The sequence below is a fragment of the Lysinibacillus sp. FN11 genome, assembly GCF_024628845.1.
Lineage (GTDB): Bacteria > Bacillota > Bacilli > Bacillales_A > Planococcaceae > Lysinibacillus > Lysinibacillus capsici.
This window is the reverse complement of record NZ_CP102383.1, coordinates 3,441,033-3,461,648: the sequence shown is the minus strand read 5'-3', so window position 1 is coordinate 3,461,648 and position 20,616 is coordinate 3,441,033. Positions and strand designations below refer to the sequence as shown.

The following is a 20,616-nucleotide window of genomic DNA, read 5'->3' as shown; positions in this document are numbered from 1 at the left end:
TATAAAAAGTAGAAGGTAAACAGACCGTGAGAGAAGAATGTTAGTTAAGGATGATTGATTTGGGGGTGTAAGAATGAAGTACGATGTTGCAATAGTCGGTGCTGGTCTTGCAGGATTAGTCGCAGCTTGTGAATTAATCGATGCAAAGAAAAAAGTTCTTTTAGTAGATCAAGAGCCTGAAAATTCAATCGGAGGACAGGCATATTGGTCTTTTGGTGGAATATTTTTAGTAAATTCTCCAGAGCAACGAAGGCTTGGAATTAAAGATAGTAAGGAGCTTGCATGGCAGGATTGGCAAGGAACTGCAGGCTTTGATCGTTTAGAAGACGAGGATTCTTGGGCATATAAATGGGCAAGAGCATATGTCGATTTTGCTGCAGGTGAAAAATACGACTGGTTAAAGTCAAAAGGTATAAAGTTTTTCCCAGTTGTTGGATGGGCAGAGCGGGGAGGCTCGTTGGCAGGAGGGCATGGCAATTCAGTACCTAGATTTCACATTGTCTGGGGAACAGGCCCTGGCATTGTAAAGCCATTTGTAGATAAAGTAAAACAGGCTATGAAAGAAGGCTTCATAGACTTCAAGCCAAGACATCGTGTGGATGAATTTGTGCAGCAAGAAGGTGAGATTACAGGAATTAGCGGAACGGTGCTAGCTGAAACCTTTATTAATCGAGGTGAAAAAAGTTCGAGATTAGGAATCGGTGAATTTTCCTACGAAGCGAAAGCTGTGATTGTAGCAAGTGGTGGTATTGGGGCAAATTTTGATTTAGTGAGAAAAAATTGGCCTACTCGATTAGGGACACCTCCAAAAAATATGGTATGTGGTGTACCAGCTTACGTTGACGGAAGAATGCTAGAGATCACGGAACATGCTGGGGGACGCATTGTAAACCGTGATCGCATGTGGCATTACACAGAGGGTTTAAGAAATTGGGATCCGATATGGCCCAACCATGGAATTCGGATATTGCCTGGTCCCTCCTCCCTGTGGTTTGACGCAGAGGGGAATCGTTTTCATGCACCCAACTTTCCAGGGTTTGATACACTCAGTACGTTAGAGGCGATTCAAAAAACAGGTTATGACTATTCCTGGTTTATTTTAACGGAGAAAATTATTGAGAAAGAATTTGCTTTATCTGGCTCAGAGCAAAACCCAGATTTAACAAACAAAAGCATTGGTGACGTTTTAAAACGCATTTTACCTGGCCCACCTGCTCCTATCCAAGCTTTTAAAAATTACGGAGAGGATTTTGTGATTGCACATGATCTAAAGGAACTTGTAGATGGAATGAATAAACTTGCTGGGAATGAGCTACTTGATTTCATGAAGATTAAAGAGCAAATCTTGGCCAGAGATCGGGAAATGGACAATAAGTTTACGAAGGATTTGCAAGTAAACGCTATTCATGGAGCAAGAAATTATATTGGCGATAAATGGGTGCGTGTTGCCAAGCCACATAAAATTTTAGATACCAAAAATTGGCCTTTAATTGCTGTTCGCTTAAACATTCTAACAAGGAAAACTTTAGGTGGCTTGCAAACAAATTTAAATGGCGCTGTTTTGGGCATGGACGGTCAGCCAATTCCTGGGTTATATGCAGCTGGTGAAGTAAGTGGTTTCGGTGGCGGTGGTGTCCATGGCTACCGTGCTTTAGAAGGGACATTTGTTGGTGGCTGTTTATTTAGTGGACGTCAGGTAGGACGTTATTTAGGACAAGGATAAAGTGCATAATGAAGAGCATCGTCTTGATGAACGATGCTCTTTTTAAATGGATTGATAATGCTGAAGTAGATCACTATGCTGAAGTTTTGAGCGGAAATCTCACAGTGATGCTTACCTTGATTAAATTATGAAAGGGATTAACAATTTGATTTTTGAACCTCTGCAATCTTAGCAATTTGTTCTTCAACTTGTTCCTTTGTCCAACCGTTTTCCTCCACGAAAAAGTTGCGTTCTGCGCGGCGACAATCATCTGAACAGCTTCGCATGTAAAATGCCTCATGTTTTTCTTCACAAAGCATTAGCTTATGACACGCTGGGTTTGCACAGTTTGTGTATCGTTCAGAAGGCTCCCCAGTGAAATAATCCTTCCCAACAATGACATGTTCCACCTGATTAATCGGTACACTTCGACGGCGGTCAAAAACAAACATTTGACCATCCCATAATTGACCTTTTACTTCAGGATCTTTCGCATATGTAGCAATACCGCCGTGTAATTGACCTACGCTCTGACCATAGCCCTCGCGTTTTAGCCAACCAGAGAATTTTTCGCAGCGGATACCACCTGTACAATAAGTTAAGATTTTTTTATCGGCAAACTCTTCTTTATGTGCCTCCATCCAAGCAGGTAGGTCACGGAAGTTTTCGATATCTGGTCGAACAGCACCTCGGAAATGACCCAGATCATATTCATAGTCATTACGGGCATCGATGATTACTGTGTTGTCATCTTGCATCTGTTCCATAAATTCTTTAGGTGTTAAATAATCACCTGTGATTTCTAACGGATTGATATCCTGTTCTAAACCTAGGTGAACAATTTCTCTACGAGGACGTACATGCATTTTTCTAAAGGTATGCCCTTCAACCTCATCAATTTTCCACATAATATCACTAAAACGAGCATCTGCCTTCATATGGTTCATGTAAGCATCTGTTTGCTCAATGGTACCTGATACAGTTCCATTAATACCTTCGTAACCTACTAAAATACGACCAAGAAGCCCTATCTCTTTACACAATGCTAAATGTTCTTCTGCGAACGCTTCAGGATCTTCAATCGTAATATATTTATAATAAAGTAATACACGATAGTCTTTTTGTGTCAAAATACGTTACCACCTTTATCTCAATATTCGTCCTTTAATATAGCATAACAAGGAGCATTTTTGCTTAGAGAGAAGGAGTTTTCTAAAAAAACACGAATTATATAGTGAATGACTATTCATATTTGGGGGTTATAGAGATGGAATTTTCAACAATTACTTTAGAAAAATTAGAACGTCGCGCAACGTTAACGTTGAATCGTCCGCAGGCGATGAATGCTATGGATGATGTCATGATGCGTGAACTAGCAGAATGCTTTGAAGCTCTACAACAGGAAAAAGATATTCAGGTGCTTGTTATTCGCGGAGAAGGAAAGGTCTTTTCTGCGGGTGGTGATATAAAAGCAATGCTAGATGAAAGCAAACCACTGAATATTGATGAGGCAATGGTTTATCTGACACGTATCGTGAAGGCATATTATCAGCTACCAATGATTGTGATTGCAGCGGTTCATGGTGCATCAGCAGGTTTAGGATTTAGTCTAACCCTAGGGGCAGATATTATTGTAGCCTGTGAAAATAGTAAACTTGCTATGAATTTTATTGGAATTGGACTGATTCCAGATGGTGGCGGTCATTTCTTCATGAAGGAGCGTGTAGGTACTGTTAGAGCGAAACAAATGATATGGGAGGGTAAGGTATTAACAGCAAAAGAAGCATTAGATGCAGGGTTAATTGATTATATTGCACCAGAGGGCACTGTATTTGCAATGGCAGATCAGCTGGTGGGGAAAATGCTTGCATCCCCGATTTCTTCCATGATTACAACGAAAAAAATTCTACATGCACAAAATATGCCACAGCTAGAAAATATCTTAGCATTAGAGGCTGAGGGCCAGTCTGCAATGCGTAAAACAACAGATCATGTCGAGGGCATTCATGCATTTGTAGAGAAAAGAACGCCTGTCTTTGTAGGCAAATAAAAATAATAAAAGGCGCGTAGCAAACCATTGACTACGTGCCTTTTATTAGCCACTAAACATGGAATAAAATTAATTTACCAGAAGCGTTTACAAGACGATGAGTTTTATCGGCAACACCTTTTTCCTCAACTTGTTGTTGTCCATTTAGTTTAGCAGCCTCATCATTTTCAAAAGTCCAAGTTTCATCAAACAATGTTTCTCCTGTTTTTTCAAAAGCTGTAAAACGATAATTCTCCATACAGACCCCACCCTTTTACTTGAATATATTTCTATTATACATAGAAGATTTATAAACTTCACGGTAAAACTAGTGAATTTTTTGATAAATTACGAAAATTGTGGAAAAAGTAAGGCAATGTTGTTTTTTTCCGTAATAGCATTTTTCATCAAACATGAATTATGATAAAATAGAACAAATATTCGGTTTTGATTAATCAACATATTATTACTTTTTATTACTTTGGTTTGCACTAAAGAGAGAATTATCTACTATTTGAGGTGATTGGATGTCAGCAATTCGTTTTTTCCATATGGCAGATTTACATTTAGATAGTCCATTTAAGGGCTTATTTGGTCTACCCGAACCCATTTTAAAGAAAATACGGTCAAGCACTTTTGAAGCGTTTGATAAAATTATCCTTAAAGCGATTCAGGAAAAACCTGATTTTTTACTAATTGTTGGAGATATTTATGATGGTGAAAATCGTAGCTTGCAAGCACAACGAAGATTTCAAGATGCAATGGAGAAGCTTTTTCAACACAATATCCCTGTCATTGTAAGCTACGGAAACCATGATCATTTAAATGGCACATGGACACGTTTTGCTTTACCAAGTAATGTCTATGAATTACCAGCTGAAACGAGTGTAGTTCAATTAAAAATACGGGGTCAACAAGTGAATATATATGGTTTTAGTTATCCTGAACGTCATTTAAAGGAATCCGTTATTGAAAGCTATCCAACTGCACATGATCAGCATGCCATTCATATTGGTATGCTTCATGGCAGTGAGGCAGGCAATACGACACATGATGTGTATGCCCCTTTTACAAAGCAACAGTTACTTGAAAAGAACTATCATTATTGGGCGCTTGGCCATATTCATAAACGACAGCTTTTACATCAAAACCCTCCAATTGTTTATCCAGGCAATATTCAAAGTCGACATCGTAAAGAACAAGGAATGAAAGGCTTTTATGATGTGACGTTATCCAAAACATCGACTAAGCTTGATTTTATCTCTACCTCTGCTGTCGTTTATAGCACCATAGAGGTGGATTGTACGAATGTGGTACACGCCAATGAATTATTGAAGAGATGTGCAGAAGCGATTACAGCCAATAGGAAGAAGTATGGCGCGGCGGTAGTAGAGCTTCATTTGCAACATATTGACGAACAAACGGAAGCTTTATTTGAGCATGCAACAGTAGATGCATGGTTAGAGACTATTCGAGAGGCTGAGGAAGGTATGGAACCAATGTGTTGGGTACAAAAAATGGTGTTGCAAAAGGCAGCGAGATTTTATGAGCATACAGCAACAACTCAATCCGTTGTGAGCTTAATGGAGCAATGGGACAGTAATGAATGGAAGGATATTCTAAAAGATTTGTACCAATATGCTGGTGGTGCGAGGCTAATAGAGCCACTTAGTGAAAAGGATATTGAGAACTTAACCCATCGTGCACAGACTTTATTAGCAGAAGAAATTCAAAGGGCGTGATTACATGCTGACAATACAAAAAATCCAAATATATGGCTTTGGTAAGCATGAAAATATCTCCATTTCGTTAAATGATGGTGTCACTATTTTTTATGGATTAAATGAAGCAGGAAAAACGACGATACAGCAGTTTATACTACAAATGCTTTTTGGTTTCCCAACAAGGCAGCAGATACAGCGCAAATATGAGCCGAAAATTTCAACGAAATATGGAGGTCAGCTGACACTTTTACACCCTATTTATGGTCAATGTACAGTTGAACGTGTAAAAGGAAAGGCTGCTGGTGATGTTACTGTCTACCTAGAGGATGGAACAACGGGGCATGAGGAGTTGTTAGTAAAGCTTTTATATGGTTATTCTAGGGCATCCTTTGAAGCCATTTTTTCTTTTTCACTGCATGAACTACAAGGTATTGAAAAAATGTCTGAAGAGGAGCTAACCCATTTGCTACTTGCCTCAGGTACAACAGGTATTCAGTATTTATCCACCCTTGAAAAGAAAATGGATAAAGAGGCTAGTGAGCTGTTTAAAAAAACAGGTAAAGTGCCATTGATTAATCAAAAGATTGAACAACTAAAGCAGCTTGAGCGGACAATTAAACTGGAGCAGGGGAAGATTCAAACCTTTGAGGATAAATTACAGCAATTACAATTACTTGAGCAAAAGCTAGAACAGCTATTTGGTAAGCAGAAACGGCAACAGCAACAATGGCAGCAATTAACTATTCAAAAGCAAGCACTCCCTCTTCTCAAGCAGCAACAGACGTTGCAACAGACAATGACCAATTTTCAACATGTTCAGTTTCCATCAGAGGGTATCAGACGGTATGAGCAAGCAAAGGATCGTCTGTTACATGAAAGTCAACAATTGATGCAATTAAAGGAGCAGCATCAAACATTACAGGAGAAAATACTTGCAACAGTTGATGAGCAAAAGGTCAATGAAATGGCTTACCTTATGCAAAAAGAGGCAACGTGGCATCAGCTAATGGTGAAAGAGCAAAATTTACAGGATGATCTATTTTTGCTCGAACAAGAAATTGAAGCACAGTTTCGTTTACTAGGTGTAACAGAGAAAGAAGCACAAGAAAATCTTTTGAACGAAACAGTATCACTCCAACAGGAGCAACAATTTCAGCTTCAATTAAGTAAATTAGAGGAGGCGGAGGAAGAGCTAAAATTTCATCTACGTTCACTCGAGCAAGTACACCTAGAATTAGATGCCATAGCCAAACAGAAGCAACAGCTAATGCATGAGTCATTAACAAGTGAGGAAGAACATATTTTAGCACAATGGCCTCAACAAAAGCGGAGGCTTGAGCAATTACGTGTTGCCAAATCGCAACGAAGTAAGCAGAAGAAGCCTCATGACTTTATCTGGCTTGTACTACTGATTGGCTTCATGTCGTTTGCTTATGGTGTATTTGAAAAAAACATAATTGTAATCCTAATTGGAGCGGTTTTATCATTGCTATCCTTTTTGTTTATTCGATATGTTAAGCAAGCAGATGAACCTACTAATAAAGAGCACAGCATCCTCCTACGGGAGTTAGAGCAAGAGGAATTAACAGTACAAGCAGTTCTTATTAAAAAGCAAAGATATGAAGATCGCTTGTTACACATCAATGAACAGCAGAAAGAAAAGGAGCAGAAATATACTTCTCTTGAATATAAAATTCAACTAACGGAGGTGGAGAGTGAAGAAGCCACTCAAACACTCCAACATTTTTTAAAGCGTTATCGCTTACAAGGAACGATAGCCAGATCGCTAATGCCCGAATTATTTATGCGTATTCGTGGTGTACAAGAATTAGCAGCTAAAAGAAACAGTACCTCAAGTCTGTTGCAAGAAACGCAGGTAGAAAAAAACAGCATTTATGAGCAGCTTCAGCGGGTTTTAGATGGAGCCTATGATGAACATGAAATTTATATGCATTTACGAACAGCCTACCTTGAAGCACAACAGCAACAGCAGCAAGCTCAGCATGCAAAAGATCAGCTAGCCAGCGTCCAAATAAAAATAGAAGGTGGACAATCAAGAATGGATCGTTATACTGCTGAAATGTCCGAGCTATTCAAAGAAGCAAAGATCCAAAATGAACAGGCCTATTATGAAATGCATGAGCAATTTGAACAGAGAAAAAAAATTGAGGCAGAATTGCAAACCGTTCAGGCTCAATTATCTTCACTCGCTCTTCAACAGAAGGAAAATCTGATTGAGGACGCTGTTAACGAGCGCATATTTGCTTTAGAACAAGAGCAGCAATCATTGCAACTAGAAATTGATCAATGTCTGGAACAACGTGCTGCTTTGCTAATGGAAAAAGAGCAGCTATTAAATGATGAAAAGTATGGTCAATTACTTCAACAGTTTGAGCAGGAGAAAACAGAATTGCAGCAGTTAATTGAGCAGTGGGCAACTAAAAAAGCGGTGGCAACAGCTATTCACGAAACCTTATTCCGTCTTCGTGAAGAAAAATTACCTCATGTTCTTGAAGAGGTAAATGCTATATTCCGTTTACTAACAGGAGGGAACTATGACAAACTTTCGATTCATGAGGATGGTTATTTTGTAGCACAGGATGCTGCAGGAATACGTTATCAAATGGTGGAGTTGTCACAGGCTACCAAAGAGCAAGCTTATATTGCATTGCGAATGGCTCTAGCAAAAACCCTAGTGAGCGCTGCTCCATTTCCAATGATTATGGACGATCCTTTTGTCCATTTTGATCGAAACCGCACAAACAAAATGGTACAATTAATGAAAGAAGTAGGATATGAGCGTCAAATTTTATATTTTACTTGTCATGACACAATGCTCAATTATTGGCAGAAAGAGCAGATTGTCGATATAGGAGCATTAGCAAACGAAAGGGGAGTGGCGTCAACATGAAAGGGATTACGACGCTCCAAGTTGGAGAAGTAGTTGATCAATTTTTATTAATAAAACAAGCGACAAAAGGGGTTACAACCGTTGGAAAGCCATTTATGTCGCTAATATTACAAGATAAGAGTGGGGATATAGAGGCAAAGCTATGGGACACGAATGAGGATCATGAAAAGACGTACCATGCGGAAGCCATTGTACGTGTTGGCGGAGAGATTCATGACTATAGAGGAAAGAATCAATTGCGTATTAAATCTATCCGTGTTGCTAAGCCAGAGGAAGGAATTGCTATTCATGATTTAGTGCCTTCCTCTGCAACACCAAAAGAACAACTATACGAAGAATTAACGCAATTTTTCTTTGACATTAAAAACCCTAACATCTCAAGAATTACAAGAGCAGCAATTAAAAAACATCAAGAGGCTATTTTAGTTTTTCCAGCCGCGACTAAAAATCATCATGACTATGCGTCAGGTTTATTAGATCATATGGTCTCCATGCTCAAACTAGGTAAAGCCATTGCTGATCTATATCCAACATTAAATCGTGACTTATTATATGCTGGAATTATCTTACACGATGTAGGAAAGGTTGTAGAGTTATCAGGCCCAGTTGCCACAATGTATACAGTGGAGGGTAATTTATTAGGCCATATTACAATTATGGTAAATGAAATTGCTAAGATTGCTAGTGAGCTTGAAATTGAAGGTGAGGAAGTCATGCTGTTGCAGCATATGGTATTGTCACACCATGGGAAAGAAGAGTGGGGTAGCCCGAAAAAACCTATGATTCAGGAAGCAGAAATTTTGCATTATATCGATAACATTGATGCAAAGATGAATATGTTAACAAGGGCATTAGGTAAAACGACACCTGGCGAATTTACAGAGAGACTCTTCCCTCTTGATAATCGTTCATTCTATAAGCCTACTATATAAAAAGCAGTATCAATCAGCTCATAAACTGACATTGCTGTATAGCTATTCGTTATTAATTTCTGTGAGTCTAAGTATTCATATATTTACTAATAGTGCCTAACTATTGTACCAATGTGAATATTTAATTTAGAATAGAGAGAGAAATTATAGGAATGGGGAAAAGTAATGGATACAGAGGGACTTTTTTCACGGAAAATTAAGTTTTGGAAAAGTTTAATTTTCAAAATGATACTAGCTATCGGCATAAGCTTATTTATTAGCTCCCATATTTCAGAATTTGTTAGTCGTCAATTCGAGAAGGTAGTGCATTTGAATGGAAGTGCTGGGGTTGCCATTAATACATTTATTTCGTTATTTATTGGCACAGTAATTATTTCGTTATGTACAAGGTATATTGTCTTAAGGCGTGTCAAGCGTGTGTTAAATGCTATGACCCAGGCTGCTGATGGCGATTTAACTGTTCGCATTGATGATCGATTAAAAGATGAAATTGGTCAATTATCGACTGAATTTAATCATATGCTAGAGCAAATTGGGACGGTCATTGAAAAGACGAATAAGGCATCGACAGATGTATCAACCTTTACAAAGGAATTTACAACGATTACCGAGCAAAGCAGTCAAACAGTTGAAACTATTTCTAGTGCCATTGGGGAAATTGCCTCCAGTGCAGAAGGACAATTAAGGCAAATGGATTTATTATCTGAATCAGCACATTTAATTACTAAAGATATGGATCATGCATCTTCTGCTGTACAGGAAGTGGCCTCAATAGCAATTGAAACGAACCAAAAGGCTGATTTAGGATTACAACTAATTGAGCAAACGATTGAAAAAATGAATACCATTAATGAATCTGTTCATCAGTCAACCGCAGTTGTAAATGCTTTAGGCGAAAAATCGAAGGAAATCAGTACGATTGTAGCGCTGATTACAAGTATTACAGATCAAACAAACTTGCTTGCATTGAATGCATCTATTGAAGCAGCTCGTGCAGGGGAGGCTGGAAAAGGCTTTGCAGTAGTGGCAGATGAAGTAAGAAAGCTAGCAGAGGAATCTGGAAAGGCTGCAGATAATATTCGAACATTGGTGGATGATATCTTAAGCCAAACCTCCAGTGCTGTTTATGCTATTAATAGTGGGACACAGTTTGTGGAGGAAGGCCGTGAATCTGTTGAACAGACAGGCGATACCTTTAAAAATATAGTCTTATATTTGCAACAGATAAGTCATCGTACAACGGAAGTAAAGGATATTGTCTTACGTGTCAATGAGAAAGCAAGTCAAACAGATGATGCTGTAAAAGAAGTCGTTGGCATAGCGAATGGCACATCTTCGGGCATACAGCATATTGCTTTATCTATCGAGCAACAAAGTGCTTCTAATGAGGAAATAGCAAGTGCTGCAAATGTTCTTCAAACAATGTCAAATGACCTGCAAACTGAAATTAGCCAATTTAAAGTAAAATAGAGAAAAAAGAGAAGCATCTGATGTATCAGGTGCTTCTCTTTTTGTTATATACTAGACTCTAATTATTTAGATTCCTTGTCAGTATCTTCTGCTTTATCTTCGGAATCCTCTTTTGGCGCATTTTCTTCAGCTTTTTTAGCTGCTTCTTCAGCTGCTTTTGCTTGTTCTTCACTTGTTGTTGTAAAGAATTTAAGTGGTTCTTTTAAATCTTTATCAGATGTTTTCACATCGGCTTCTTTAGCCATTTTTGCAACGATATCTTTAAGAATCGTCTGAGCTTCACCAGTTTGGTTCAGTTTATTTAACATAGTTGAACGAATGTTTTCTTCTTCGTCTTTAAATGAACCAACACCTTTTACATCACGCTTGTCCGTAATTTCAATTACATGGTAACCAAAGCTAGATTTTACTGGTTCACTTAATGTTTTTAATTCAAGAGCATAAGCGGCATCGTTAAATTCATCTACCATTGAACCTACAGAGAACCATCCAAGTTCTCCACCTTTTTGAGCAGAGCCAGTATCTGTTGAGTACTCTTTTGCAACGTCCTCAAACTTAGCGCCACCCTTAATTTTTTCAATTACTTCTTTAGCTGTTTTTTCATCTGCTACTAAAATGTGACGACCATTTAATTCTGTTTTCATTTGCTCGTAGTATTTTTTCACATCTTCTTCTTTAATTGCTTGATCTTTCAAAGCTTTCTCTTGAAGAAGTTGAACACGTAAAGAATCTTTAAAGCCCTGTTCTGTTAAACCACTTTCAGCAAGCGCTTGTGTAAAGCCATCACCAAATTGTGATGCAGTTGTATCATACGCTTCTTTGATTTCCTTATCTGTTACTTCATATTTGTCAGCTAAAACTTTTTCAGTCACCATTTGCTGCATTACATATGAGCCTGTTAAAGCTTTTGCCTTTTCATTAAAATCAGCTACTGAAATATCGCCCACTTTAGAAGTAACGATTGCTTTGCTGTCTCCGCCGCTACAAGCACCAAGCGCTAATACAGACGCAGCTAAAGTTAAAGATAAAACTGTCTTTTTCATAGTGGATATTCTCTCCTAACATGGTTTCGTCCATTTTTTACTATAACATAAACGTTTTAAAAACAAAATGGTTCCCCCTTGAGTATTGCCTATATTTCAAATTTTGAAGCGCATAGGATATAGAAAAGAAAGGGGGTGAAGTTATGGGCAACGGAGGATACGGTGGCGGTGGCTACGGCTCAGGCTTTGCTTTATTAGTTGTGTTATTTATTTTATTAATTATCGTTGGTGCAGCGTTCCTATACTAATTAATAAAACAGTGAAAAGCTAAGAGCATTAACTCTTAGCTTTTCTTAACAATGTTAGACATTCGCGCCGCATGCCTTAGGTTCTAAACAATTACTTGGTTAGTAAAAGTTGTTGCATGGGGGCTCGACTTATCTTTGAGCGTGCGGACGGGCGCGGATGGTGCACATGTTTTTGAAGGGGGCTTTTCAAAAAAGCCCGAAAAAATTTAGATTCCATTACGCCTCGGCGTAATGGATTTTTCTGTTAAACTGCATATAAAATTTCAATGTAGAATGAGACAAGTAGGATAGTAATAAGTATATTTATAGTTCGGAATATTTTTGGTTGGTTTTCTTCGGGAATTTCACGTCGCATGCATAGAGCATATGTCATGCGGTTAATTTGAAATAAATAGAATACCGAGAATAGAACTACAATCATTAATAGCAAGTCTATTCCTCCCCTCTTTCAATAGTAATAGCATAACAAAGAACGTCAATAAAAAACAAGTACAAGCAATTTAGTGAACGGTCGGTGGAACTAAAATTTCATAGCCTTTAGGTGTTTCTTCTATTTGTGAATTTTTAGGTGAATTCAAGAGATACTTTACGTAAAGGATATCAATTAGGCATAGACTACAGTGATAGGCTAACAGCAATGTCCCATAATGGGTATAGGCTGGTAAGAGCCATGTTCCAACTATAATACTAGTATTTAGAACGATAAAAGGCGTAAGTAATGCTAAAATGTATCGATTTTTAGATAATGGCTCTCGAATTCGCATGTGTAAAACAGGAATTATATAAAACTGACTACGTACACGTAATTTTAAATGTTGGCGTAAATCAATTAGGGCCACAAAGTGCAAAAATTTGTGAATGGGATAAAGTGTTAGCACAGCTATCATAAAGAGCCAGAATAGTCGATCTGTATAACGCTCTTCATTAAATAAATTAAACGTTACATACGAAACAGAAAAGACCAATAAAAAGGTAATGACTCCCATTATAATAATACGCGTAGTGCCGTAATGATGTTCTAAATTTAAAATTTTCCAGCAATGCATGGTTTTTATCAACTCCGAAATAGGAAGTGTCCTATTTAATGTAAATTGAATTATGTTAGAATGCAAGAAAAAGGAGGTACTTCAGAAATATTTCTGAAATACCTCCTTTCACATGACTCATTCCTGAATGAACAGTAGTATAACATTTTTGTTCAACTTATAAATAAGTGCAGGAAAAATTATGTGCAGTTTGAAGCTTCGTCTTATCCTTTTACAGGTGTGCGTTCTTCTAGTGTGTCAAAGGAATCACGGAAATGTTGGAAAGAGCGTTCGAAAATATCGATGAAATCTTCACCATAGATATTACGAATAACAGCCATTACATCTAAAAAATCAGGAAAACGGCCATATAAATCTTTTAATGCTAGTGATCCTTCCAGGACGGAATGATACGTATTATGGTAGTTTTTATTCATCTCTATAATGAGCTCTGTGCCAGCTTCTGTAAGCTCAACATACGTATTACGTTTATCGTCATCACGCTTGGAAAACTTAAGAAAGCCACGCTCTTCTAATTTTTTGGAGAAATTAAATGCTGTAGAAACATGCATCACGCCAAATTTCGCAACATCAGAAATGGAAGCGCCTTTTAAATGATATGAAATCCATAAAATATGGTGTTCATTAATATTTAAATCATAAGGTTTAATCCATTGTTGCCAATCCTTTTCAACCGCTTTCCACAGCGCTTTTGATAACTGTGCGATTCTTTGACTATAAAGCATCGCTTCTTTTTGTGTATATAATTCCTCTGACAAAGCCATCACCTACTGCTTTCTTTCACATTTTTAAAAATATTATAGCAGTAAAGGAAAAAAGTTTAAAGTTAGAAAAATTAAAAAATTGAAAAGTGGCTAAAAAATAATATTATAGCAATAGTTTTTGATAAAAATACAGATTATTTAACTATTGATAAGGACTTTAGTCGCTAACTTTTTCTTGAGTTTTTTTCTTATTTTCTGTAATTTGTGCAATGTTTTTCTCGATTTCGCTTATCGAATTCTGTAAAGCATCTAATTCTTGTTGTAAATTATTTTTCGTTGGTTCGATTTCTTCAGTAAAAGTCGTAATTGTTTGCTTTAAATCATTTATTATTTGTGGGATATTATTTTTTACTTCATTTGTTAATGTATTAACAGATTGTTTAACAGTTCCTACTTGTTGTTTTACATCAAGGAGCATACCCTTTGTTTGGTCAACATTTTGTTTAACAGAAGCACGTAGCTGTTGCCCAGATTGTGGCGTTGAGAAAAGCACAGCGATTGTCCCACCAATAATTCCTGTTGTTAGTCCAAGTAAAAATGGTTTTGCTTTCATATTAGATACCTCATTTCTAGTCATGTTTATTTACTATTAAACCATGAAATGCACCAATACAAAAAGAAAAAAGAAACTAAACGAGTGATTTGACCGCCACAGTTTAGTTTCTTTTGATTATTTAAAGTGTTTATTTATGAAATTTGAGAAATAGCTGTATTGAATTTAGAGCGCTTCACTAATTTTGAAACAATTGGATAAATAACGGCAAACGCAACAACGTTAAATACGACAGCTGGAAGGACAACGCCAATAAATAGCATCGCAAACGTCGCGCCAACATTTGCATTAAACACAAAAAGCGCTACTGCTAAGAAGACAGTTCCTGAAAGAATTGTTCCCAAGCTAACTAAGACAGCAGATACGGCAAAATGATCTGCTAGTTTTTTGAGAATGATTAAAGCAGCTAAAAATACAAAACCAGTAACAGCTTTATCAATAATATTTGGAACTAGACCTGCTGGGAATGTTGTAAATAAACCTGAAAGCACCCCTGTTGAAAGAGAAAGTAGGAACGTTTCTTTCACTGTTGGGAATAATAGAATACCAATAAACATCATGGTTAACATAAAATCAGGCTTCATCCCATTCACCATTCCTGGTGTAACCACATAAAGTGCAGCACCGACACCTACTAACAGTGCCATTAATACTAAATTCTTTGTATTCATTTGTATCTCTCCTCGACTATGCTAATCTATTTGTCTCCTAACGTGTCCTCTTGACCGCTAGCGAAACTTATTTGTGATTGTACGCTAAATTTTAAAAATTTGCAATACAGCATTCTGAACATCCAGATGTTAATATATTACAAATGGCTTATAGATTGGCTTTAATACTTTCTGCTACTTCTGCCAACTGCTCTGGTGAGTACGTTTGTGTTTGCCAAATTAAGCCTAGCCCTTCTTTTTCATCGTAACGCGGAATAAAATGTAAGTGGTAGTGGAAAACAGTTTGTCCAGCAGCAGCACCGTTGTTATTAATGGTATTCAAACCAATAGGCTGAAATGCTGCTTTAATAGCATTTGCAATTTTGGGAGCTACAGCATATAGATTACGAGCCACTTCCTCTGGCATTTCAAATAGATCTTGGCAGTGATGCTTTGGAATTAAAAGTGTATGGCCCTTTGCCACAGGTGAAATGTCTGTGAATGCATAGACATGATCGTCTTCGTAAATTTTTGTACTTGGAATGGATCCATCAATAATTTTGCAAAATAGGCAATCGCTCATAAGAATTTCCCCCTTAACGTATATGTAAGTACATTCTATCATACTCAAACCTGTATCATTTGCTAATTTTTGATAAAATATAATACAAGAAGAGGAGTGAGAATATGTCAGTATTAGAGGTACAGAACGTGACAGGTGGTTATACAAGAAAACCTGTTATAAAAGATCTATCTTTTACGATTGGAAAAGGTGAACTAGTTGGCTTAATCGGCTTAAATGGAGCTGGTAAAAGTACAACAATTAAACATATTATAGGAACAATGTTGCCAAAGGAAGGGGACATTCGTCTAAATGGTGTAACATTAAAGGAAGATACAGACAAGTATCGTACAGCTTTTTCTTATATTCCTGAAACCCCTGTATTATATGATGAGTTAACATTAAGAGAGCATTTAGAATTAACAGCAATGGCTTACGGTATTGACAAAGCAACACTCGATGCTCGTTCTGAGGTACTGTTAAAAGAGTTTCGAATGGAAAAAAGATTAAATTGGTTCCCTTCACATTTTTCAAAGGGTATGCGTCAAAAAGTTATGATTATGTGTGCCTTTTTAGTGAATCCAAGTCTATATATTATTGATGAACCATTTGTGGGATTGGATCCACTAGGTATTCAATCGTTATTAGACCAAATGGATGAAAAGAAAAAAGAAGGCGCTTCTATATTAATGTCTACACATATTCTATCGACTGCTGAAAAGCATTGTGATCGCATTATCTTATTGCATGAAGGAAGAGTTCGAGCACAAGGAACAATGGCTGATTTACGTCAATCATTTGCTATGCCGTATGCGACATTAGATGACCTTTATATTGCTATGACAAAGGAGCGGGACCATGAAGAACTTGCGTGATGTATGGTCCTCTCGCTTCATGCATTATATAGGAGAAGTACAAAAATATATGCAATTTATTTTTACAGGGCATATTGCCATCGTACTTGTATTTCTAATAGGAGCAGGGGGCTATCAATATAGCGAATGGCTGAAAGTTGTTCAAACAGACTTTCCAGCAGAAATCCTGATAGCTGTTATCATAGGGATTTTATTGGCCTTTAGCCGTCCGACTACATTGTTGAGAGAGCCAGATCAAGTATACTTATTACCTTTAGAATCAAAAATGTCTTTGTACTTCAGCAAGGCGTTGGCTTGGACGTTTTGGTCTCAAGTGTGGATAGTAGCGATCGTCTATATTGTTAGTATCCCATTATTAAAGGCAGTAACAGAATTAACAACGATCGACATATGGACTATATTTTTACTTGTCATTGTATTGAAATATATAAGTGTTCAAGGAGAATTTAACTATCGTTATAGTGAACGAGGCCATATGGTTTGGGTGGACAGGCTTATCCGGGCTATCGTGTTTGCGGCTGTAATCTATTTGGGACTCCATGCTCAGTTTATATTAGCAGTAGTCGCTACAGTTATTAGCGTTATTTATATTATCGTCTTTAGAAAAAAATCAATCGGTGAGCCTGTGCCTTATGAGCATTTTGTCAAGCTTGAACAGAATCGCATGATGAGCTTTTACCGTTTTGCAAATTATTTTACAGACGTACCTCATTTACACGGAAGCATCCGTCGTCGCAGCTGGATGGACTGGCTCTATAAATTTGTACCATACGGTAAGGGCAATGCTCAAAAGTACCTGGTATTTCGTACCTTTATTCGGACAGATGACCATTTCTATTTATGGGTACGCCTTACTGCTATTTCAGCAATCATTGCGGCTTTTGTAGATATTCCTGTCGTTACATGGATTGTAGCGGGTGCACTCAGCTTTGCGACAACTATTCAGTTAAAACAAGCTCTGTTATCCAGTGGCGAATTTCGAATGGATATGCTCTATCCGTTACCAGATCATGCTCGTCAACTAGCTGTGAAGCAAATTGTGCGTTTAGCCATGATTACACAAGCTATTGTTGTGGGCTTATGTGCTATGACACAACCAATGTTTTATATTGCTTTCATTATTGTTTTGGTGATTAGTGAATTAACGTCGAAGGTTTCAAAGTAGAATACTAAAAAGCTCATTTACCAATAATATTGTTGGATAAATGAGCTTTTAATTATCTAAACTTATTGTGAATTTTCTTCTTTCGGTAGAGCACTATAGGTTGTTACATAAGAAGCTGCTGAGAAGATGTTTTGCTGGCGTATCCCAGTTGAATCATCTCTTCTAGCATGGGCAGTTTCATAGGCTTTAGAACTCTTCCATGCCTCAAATGAATGGGGTCCATGCCATTGAGTCATGACAATGTAAGTATCACTCTTGATAGGCCTTAATAAACGGAAGGCAACAAAGCCAGGCTCGTTTTCAATAGCGCGTGAACGTTCTAAAAAGCGATGCTCGAAAACGGGTCTTCCTTCATCCGTTACAGGAATATTATTGAAAACAAAGAAACCATGTTCCTCTAAATCATTTACTGAATCTAGCACTTCAAATTTACGAGGTGTCGCAAATACTGTTTTTCCTTCTGTTTCATGTATCAGTACAGAGTTACCTTCTCCATGAATTAAAATCATATGTTCATTAGGATACTTATTTTTTACCTGTTCCAAAAAATCGCCAGTACCAGAAGTTAAATAAATATACATGAATTTATCCTCCTTATGAATCTTACTAATATAGCGTGATTATACCCTTTCTGGCGTAAGTCTAACGCTCCGTTCAAAAAGAATATGCCGAGAAAGAACAATTTTATGACATTTCACTAGGAAAACTATACAATAACAGAGGAAGCGTTTACTATTGGAAACGGATATCAATAATAAAGGAATAAACATGGGATTTTTTATAGTAAGAATTTAACGAGGGGAAGGAATTATTCATGACAACTTTTAATGATACACTTCTACGTGCTGCACGTGGAGAAAGGACCGCACATACACCAGTTTGGTATATGCGTCAGGCAGGACGTTCTCAGCCAGAATACCGTGCCATTAAAGAAAAGTATTCCTTAGAGGAAATTACACACCAACCTGAGCTATGTGCGTATGTCACTCGTCTACCTGTTGAGAATTACAATGTAGATGCTGCTATTTTATATAAAGATATTGTCACACCTCTCCCTGGAATTGGGATAGATGTGAAAATCAAGGCAGGTGTTGGTCCTGTTATTTCTAACCCTATTCGTTCAGTAGCGGATGTAGAAAAATTAGGTGAATTCAATGCTAAAGAGCATACACCATTTGTATTAGAGACAATCAAGTTACTTGCAGAAGAGCAATTAAATGTACCTCTAATCGGTTTTGCTGGAGCCCCATTCACACTTGCAAGCTACATGATTGAAGGTGGTCCTTCAAGAAACTATAATAAAACAAAATCATTTATGGTATCAGAACCTCAAGCTTGGTTTGCTTTAATGGATAAACTCGCTGACATGATTATTGCAGATGTAACGGCTCAAATTAAAGCTGGTGCAAAAGCTATCCAAGTGTTCGACTCATGGGTTGGAGCCTTAAATGTAGAGGATTACCGTGTATTTATTAAACCGATTATGACTCGTATTTTTGCAGAGTTGCAAAAAGAAAATGTACCATTAATTCAATTTGGAGTGGGTGCTAGCCATTTAGCAAAAGAATGGAATGATTTACCGATTGATGTTGTGGGCTTAGATTGGCGTTTACCGATTAAAGACGCACGTGCCAATGGTATTACCAAGCCTGTACAAGGAAACTTAGATCCATCTCTATTACTTGCAGATTGGTCAGTTATTGAAAAACGAACGAAAGATATTATTGATCAAGGACTAGAAATGCCAGGTCATATCTTTAATCTTGGTCATGGTGTTTTCCCAGAGGTTGACCCAGATGTCTTAAAACGTCTTACAACGCTTATTCATGAATATAGTGCTCAACAAATTCAAGCTCGTTCTTAATGGAAGTCAATCAAGCGTGAATAATATGTCCTTTTCTATATAGGAAATTTTAATTCCAATGTAGAAAAGGAGCTGTCCAACAATTAAGATTGGGCAGCTTCTTTTTATCACATAATGTATGAAAAACATAAAACAATTTTAGAGGTGAAAAGGGTAATGAAAGAAGTTAAAGGCTTACTAGTAATGGCATATGGAACACCTTATAAAGAAGAAGATATTGAACCTTACTATACGCATATTCGTCATGGACGTAAACCTTCTGCAGAGCATTTAGAAGATTTACGTAGCCGCTATGAAGCAATCGGTGGTTTATCCCCATTAGCTGCGGCAACACAAGCGCAAGCTGAAGCATTATGTACGCGTTTGAACGAAGTACAGGATGCTGTAGAATATAAATTGTTTATTGGTTTAAAACATATTCATCCATTTATAGAAGATGCAGTAGAGCAAATGGTGGCGGAGGGCATAAAAGAAGCGGTTTCTATTGTTTTAGCCCCTCACTTCTCTACTTTCTCAATTAAGTCTTATAATGGTCGTGCTGAAGAGGCCGCAGGAGGTCGCTTAAAGATTACTTCTGTGGAATCTTGGTATGACGAGCCAAAATTCATAGAGTATTGGAAACAACAAGTGAATGAGACATTTAATGCAATGACAGAAGAAGAACGGGAGACAGCTTGTCTAATTGTATCAGCACATTCATTGCCTGAAAAAATTAAAAACTTAGGTGATCCATATGAAGATCAACTAATTGAAACAGCTCGTCTTATTCAAACTGCGACAGGTTTAAAAAATGTAGAGGTTGGCTGGCAATCAGCAGGCCAAACACCAGAGCCTTGGATTGGTCCAGATGTTCAAGACTTAACACGTGAGCTATTCGAAGAAAAAGGCTTCCGTTCATTTGTTTATACACCAGTAGGTTTCGTAACAGAGCATTTAGAAGTGTTGTATGACAATGATTTTGAATGTAAAGTTGTTTGTGATGAACTTGGTGCAAAATACTATCGTCCAGCGATGCCAAATACACATCCTTTATTTATTGATGCGATGGTAGGGGCGATTCATAAAAAATTAAGCTAAG

21 protein-coding genes are annotated in these 20,616 nt (G+C 37.4%); 12 read left to right on the top strand and 9 right to left on the bottom strand.

From position 1 onward, the window contains the following. Window positions 1-73 precede the first annotated feature (73 nt). Both NP781_RS18260 and NP781_RS18255 read left to right on the top strand, forming a co-directional pair. Window positions 74-1,723: an FAD-binding dehydrogenase gene (locus NP781_RS18260; protein WP_257520525.1), complete on the top strand. Its 1,650-nt coding sequence runs from the start codon at window positions 74-76 to the stop codon at window positions 1,721-1,723. 8 nt (window positions 1,724-1,731) lie between these two features. Continuing rightward, window positions 1,732-1,854, top strand: a complete 123-nt coding sequence (locus NP781_RS18255; RefSeq protein ID WP_255601252.1) for a hypothetical protein — start codon at window positions 1,732-1,734, stop codon at window positions 1,852-1,854. Between the two features lie 6 nt (window positions 1,855-1,860). Here NP781_RS18255 and NP781_RS18250 read toward each other — a convergent pair whose 3' ends face one another. Then, window positions 1,861-2,832, bottom strand: coding sequence for an oxygen-dependent tRNA uridine(34) hydroxylase TrhO (locus NP781_RS18250; protein ID WP_004230782.1), 972 nt, complete (start codon window positions 2,830-2,832; stop codon window positions 1,861-1,863). A 137-nt stretch (window positions 2,833-2,969) separates the two neighbouring features. Here NP781_RS18250 and NP781_RS18245 point away from each other — a divergent pair, with 137 nt between their 5' ends. Beyond that, window positions 2,970-3,752 (top strand): enoyl-CoA hydratase, encoded by a 783-nt coding sequence (locus NP781_RS18245; RefSeq protein ID WP_004230780.1) that lies wholly within the window; start codon window positions 2,970-2,972, stop codon window positions 3,750-3,752. 52 nt (window positions 3,753-3,804) lie between these two features. Here the strand turns inward: NP781_RS18245 and NP781_RS18240 are convergent, their stop codons facing one another. Next, the gene (locus tag NP781_RS18240) at window positions 3,805-3,990 is read right to left on the bottom strand and encodes a YhzD family protein (protein WP_004230778.1); all 186 of its coding nucleotides are present in this window, start codon (window positions 3,988-3,990) and stop codon (window positions 3,805-3,807) included. Between the two features lie 268 nt (window positions 3,991-4,258). Between NP781_RS18240 and NP781_RS18235 the strand changes: the two genes are divergently transcribed. The 4 genes from NP781_RS18235 (at window position 4,259) to NP781_RS18220 (ending at window position 10,768) form a co-directional block, all read left to right on the top strand. After that, on the top strand, window positions 4,259-5,473 hold the full coding sequence (locus NP781_RS18235) for a metallophosphoesterase family protein (protein ID WP_221681146.1): 1,215 nt from the start codon (window positions 4,259-4,261) through the stop codon (window positions 5,471-5,473). Between the two features lie 4 nt (window positions 5,474-5,477). Then, a complete protein-coding gene (locus tag NP781_RS18230; protein WP_257520524.1) occupies window positions 5,478-8,366 on the top strand; it encodes an ATP-binding protein in 2,889 nt (962 codons plus the stop codon). Then, window positions 8,363-9,298: a 3'-5' exoribonuclease YhaM gene (gene yhaM, locus NP781_RS18225; protein WP_004230771.1), complete on the top strand. Its 936-nt coding sequence runs from the start codon at window positions 8,363-8,365 to the stop codon at window positions 9,296-9,298. Before NP781_RS18230 ends, yhaM begins: the two co-directional genes overlap by 4 nt. A gap of 165 nt (window positions 9,299-9,463) precedes the next feature. Continuing rightward, on the top strand, window positions 9,464-10,768 hold the full coding sequence (locus tag NP781_RS18220) for a methyl-accepting chemotaxis protein (RefSeq protein ID WP_221681148.1): 1,305 nt from the start codon (window positions 9,464-9,466) through the stop codon (window positions 10,766-10,768). A 62-nt stretch (window positions 10,769-10,830) separates the two neighbouring features. Here NP781_RS18220 and NP781_RS18215 read toward each other — a convergent pair whose 3' ends face one another. Beyond that, window positions 10,831-11,811 carry a peptidylprolyl isomerase gene (locus NP781_RS18215; RefSeq protein WP_221681149.1) on the bottom strand — a complete coding sequence of 327 codons (981 nt, stop codon included), beginning with the start codon at window positions 11,809-11,811 and terminating at the stop codon, window positions 10,831-10,833. A gap of 143 nt (window positions 11,812-11,954) precedes the next feature. Between NP781_RS18215 and NP781_RS18210 the strand changes: the two genes are divergently transcribed. Further along, window positions 11,955-12,059 carry a YjcZ family sporulation protein gene (locus NP781_RS18210; RefSeq protein ID WP_004230765.1) on the top strand — a complete coding sequence of 35 codons (105 nt, stop codon included), beginning with the start codon at window positions 11,955-11,957 and terminating at the stop codon, window positions 12,057-12,059. A 500-nt stretch (window positions 12,060-12,559) separates the two neighbouring features. Here the strand turns inward: NP781_RS18210 and NP781_RS18200 are convergent, their stop codons facing one another. From NP781_RS18200 to NP781_RS18180, 5 genes are all read right to left on the bottom strand, one after another. Then, on the bottom strand, window positions 12,560-13,105 hold the full coding sequence (locus NP781_RS18200) for a DUF3267 domain-containing protein (RefSeq protein ID WP_221681150.1): 546 nt from the start codon (window positions 13,103-13,105) through the stop codon (window positions 12,560-12,562). Window positions 13,106-13,308: 203 nt separating this feature from the next. Beyond that, complete coding sequence (locus tag NP781_RS18195) at window positions 13,309-13,869, bottom strand: HTH-type transcriptional regulator Hpr (protein ID WP_004230760.1); 561 nt, start codon at window positions 13,867-13,869, stop codon at window positions 13,309-13,311. A gap of 157 nt (window positions 13,870-14,026) precedes the next feature. Continuing rightward, window positions 14,027-14,422: a YtxH domain-containing protein gene (locus NP781_RS18190; RefSeq protein WP_221681151.1), complete on the bottom strand. Its 396-nt coding sequence runs from the start codon at window positions 14,420-14,422 to the stop codon at window positions 14,027-14,029. A gap of 134 nt (window positions 14,423-14,556) precedes the next feature. Beyond that, window positions 14,557-15,093, bottom strand: a complete 537-nt coding sequence (locus tag NP781_RS18185) for a tryptophan transporter (RefSeq protein WP_257520523.1) — start codon at window positions 15,091-15,093, stop codon at window positions 14,557-14,559. Window positions 15,094-15,241: 148 nt separating this feature from the next. Continuing rightward, complete coding sequence (locus NP781_RS18180; protein ID WP_221681153.1) at window positions 15,242-15,655, bottom strand: HIT family protein; 414 nt, start codon at window positions 15,653-15,655, stop codon at window positions 15,242-15,244. Window positions 15,656-15,759: 104 nt separating this feature from the next. Here NP781_RS18180 and NP781_RS18175 point away from each other — a divergent pair, with 104 nt between their 5' ends. Together NP781_RS18175 and NP781_RS18170 are read left to right on the top strand one after the other, a co-directional pair. Further along, complete coding sequence (locus NP781_RS18175; protein ID WP_221681154.1) at window positions 15,760-16,509, top strand: ABC transporter ATP-binding protein; 750 nt, start codon at window positions 15,760-15,762, stop codon at window positions 16,507-16,509. Further along, window positions 16,493-17,674: an ABC transporter permease gene (locus NP781_RS18170; RefSeq protein WP_221681155.1), complete on the top strand. Its 1,182-nt coding sequence runs from the start codon at window positions 16,493-16,495 to the stop codon at window positions 17,672-17,674. The genes NP781_RS18175 and NP781_RS18170 overlap by 17 nt, the downstream gene beginning before the upstream one ends. Window positions 17,675-17,736: 62 nt before the next feature. On the opposite strand, the gene NP781_RS18165 is transcribed toward NP781_RS18170, so the two are convergent. Then, entirely contained in the window at window positions 17,737-18,255 is a 519-nt protein-coding gene (locus tag NP781_RS18165; protein WP_257520522.1) for an antibiotic biosynthesis monooxygenase family protein, read from the bottom strand. A 233-nt stretch (window positions 18,256-18,488) separates the two neighbouring features. Here NP781_RS18165 and hemE point away from each other — a divergent pair, with 233 nt between their 5' ends. After that, window positions 18,489-19,538, top strand: coding sequence for a uroporphyrinogen decarboxylase (hemE, locus tag NP781_RS18160; RefSeq protein ID WP_048391738.1), 1,050 nt, complete (start codon window positions 18,489-18,491; stop codon window positions 19,536-19,538). A 156-nt stretch (window positions 19,539-19,694) separates the two neighbouring features. Next, window positions 19,695-20,615, top strand: coding sequence for a ferrochelatase (gene hemH, locus NP781_RS18155; RefSeq protein WP_257520521.1), 921 nt, complete (start codon window positions 19,695-19,697; stop codon window positions 20,613-20,615). Window position 20,616 lies beyond the last annotated feature (1 nt).

What these genes read in the sequence shown, in the direction of transcription:
- NP781_RS18260 (WP_257520525.1), top strand. Translation starts at nt 74, where the DNA reads ATGAAGTACGATGTTGCAATAGTCGGTGCTGGTCTTGCAGGATTAGTC.
- NP781_RS18255 (WP_255601252.1), top strand. Translation starts at nt 1,732, where the DNA reads ATGAAGAGCATCGTCTTGATGAACGATGCTCTTTTTAAATGGATTGAT.
- NP781_RS18245 (WP_004230780.1), top strand. Translation starts at nt 2,970, where the DNA reads ATGGAATTTTCAACAATTACTTTAGAAAAATTAGAACGTCGCGCAACG.
- NP781_RS18240 (WP_004230778.1), bottom strand. Translation starts at nt 3,990, where the DNA reads ATGGAGAATTATCGTTTTACAGCTTTTGAAAAAACAGGAGAAACATTG.
- NP781_RS18235 (WP_221681146.1), top strand. Translation starts at nt 4,259, where the DNA reads ATGTCAGCAATTCGTTTTTTCCATATGGCAGATTTACATTTAGATAGT.
- NP781_RS18230 (WP_257520524.1), top strand. Translation starts at nt 5,478, where the DNA reads ATGCTGACAATACAAAAAATCCAAATATATGGCTTTGGTAAGCATGAA.
- yhaM (WP_004230771.1), top strand. Translation starts at nt 8,363, where the DNA reads ATGAAAGGGATTACGACGCTCCAAGTTGGAGAAGTAGTTGATCAATTT.
- NP781_RS18220 (WP_221681148.1), top strand. Translation starts at nt 9,464, where the DNA reads ATGGATACAGAGGGACTTTTTTCACGGAAAATTAAGTTTTGGAAAAGT.
- NP781_RS18215 (WP_221681149.1), bottom strand. Translation starts at nt 11,811, where the DNA reads ATGAAAAAGACAGTTTTATCTTTAACTTTAGCTGCGTCTGTATTAGCG.
- NP781_RS18210 (WP_004230765.1), top strand. Translation starts at nt 11,955, where the DNA reads ATGGGCAACGGAGGATACGGTGGCGGTGGCTACGGCTCAGGCTTTGCT.
- NP781_RS18200 (WP_221681150.1), bottom strand. Translation starts at nt 13,105, where the DNA reads ATGCATTGCTGGAAAATTTTAAATTTAGAACATCATTACGGCACTACG.
- NP781_RS18195 (WP_004230760.1), bottom strand. Translation starts at nt 13,869, where the DNA reads ATGGCTTTGTCAGAGGAATTATATACACAAAAAGAAGCGATGCTTTAT.
- NP781_RS18190 (WP_221681151.1), bottom strand. Translation starts at nt 14,422, where the DNA reads ATGAAAGCAAAACCATTTTTACTTGGACTAACAACAGGAATTATTGGT.
- NP781_RS18185 (WP_257520523.1), bottom strand. Translation starts at nt 15,093, where the DNA reads ATGAATACAAAGAATTTAGTATTAATGGCACTGTTAGTAGGTGTCGGT.
- NP781_RS18180 (WP_221681153.1), bottom strand. Translation starts at nt 15,655, where the DNA reads ATGAGCGATTGCCTATTTTGCAAAATTATTGATGGATCCATTCCAAGT.
- NP781_RS18175 (WP_221681154.1), top strand. Translation starts at nt 15,760, where the DNA reads ATGTCAGTATTAGAGGTACAGAACGTGACAGGTGGTTATACAAGAAAA.
- NP781_RS18170 (WP_221681155.1), top strand. Translation starts at nt 16,493, where the DNA reads ATGAAGAACTTGCGTGATGTATGGTCCTCTCGCTTCATGCATTATATA.
- NP781_RS18165 (WP_257520522.1), bottom strand. Translation starts at nt 18,255, where the DNA reads ATGTATATTTATTTAACTTCTGGTACTGGCGATTTTTTGGAACAGGTA.
- hemE (WP_048391738.1), top strand. Translation starts at nt 18,489, where the DNA reads ATGACAACTTTTAATGATACACTTCTACGTGCTGCACGTGGAGAAAGG.
- hemH (WP_257520521.1), top strand. Translation starts at nt 19,695, where the DNA reads ATGAAAGAAGTTAAAGGCTTACTAGTAATGGCATATGGAACACCTTAT.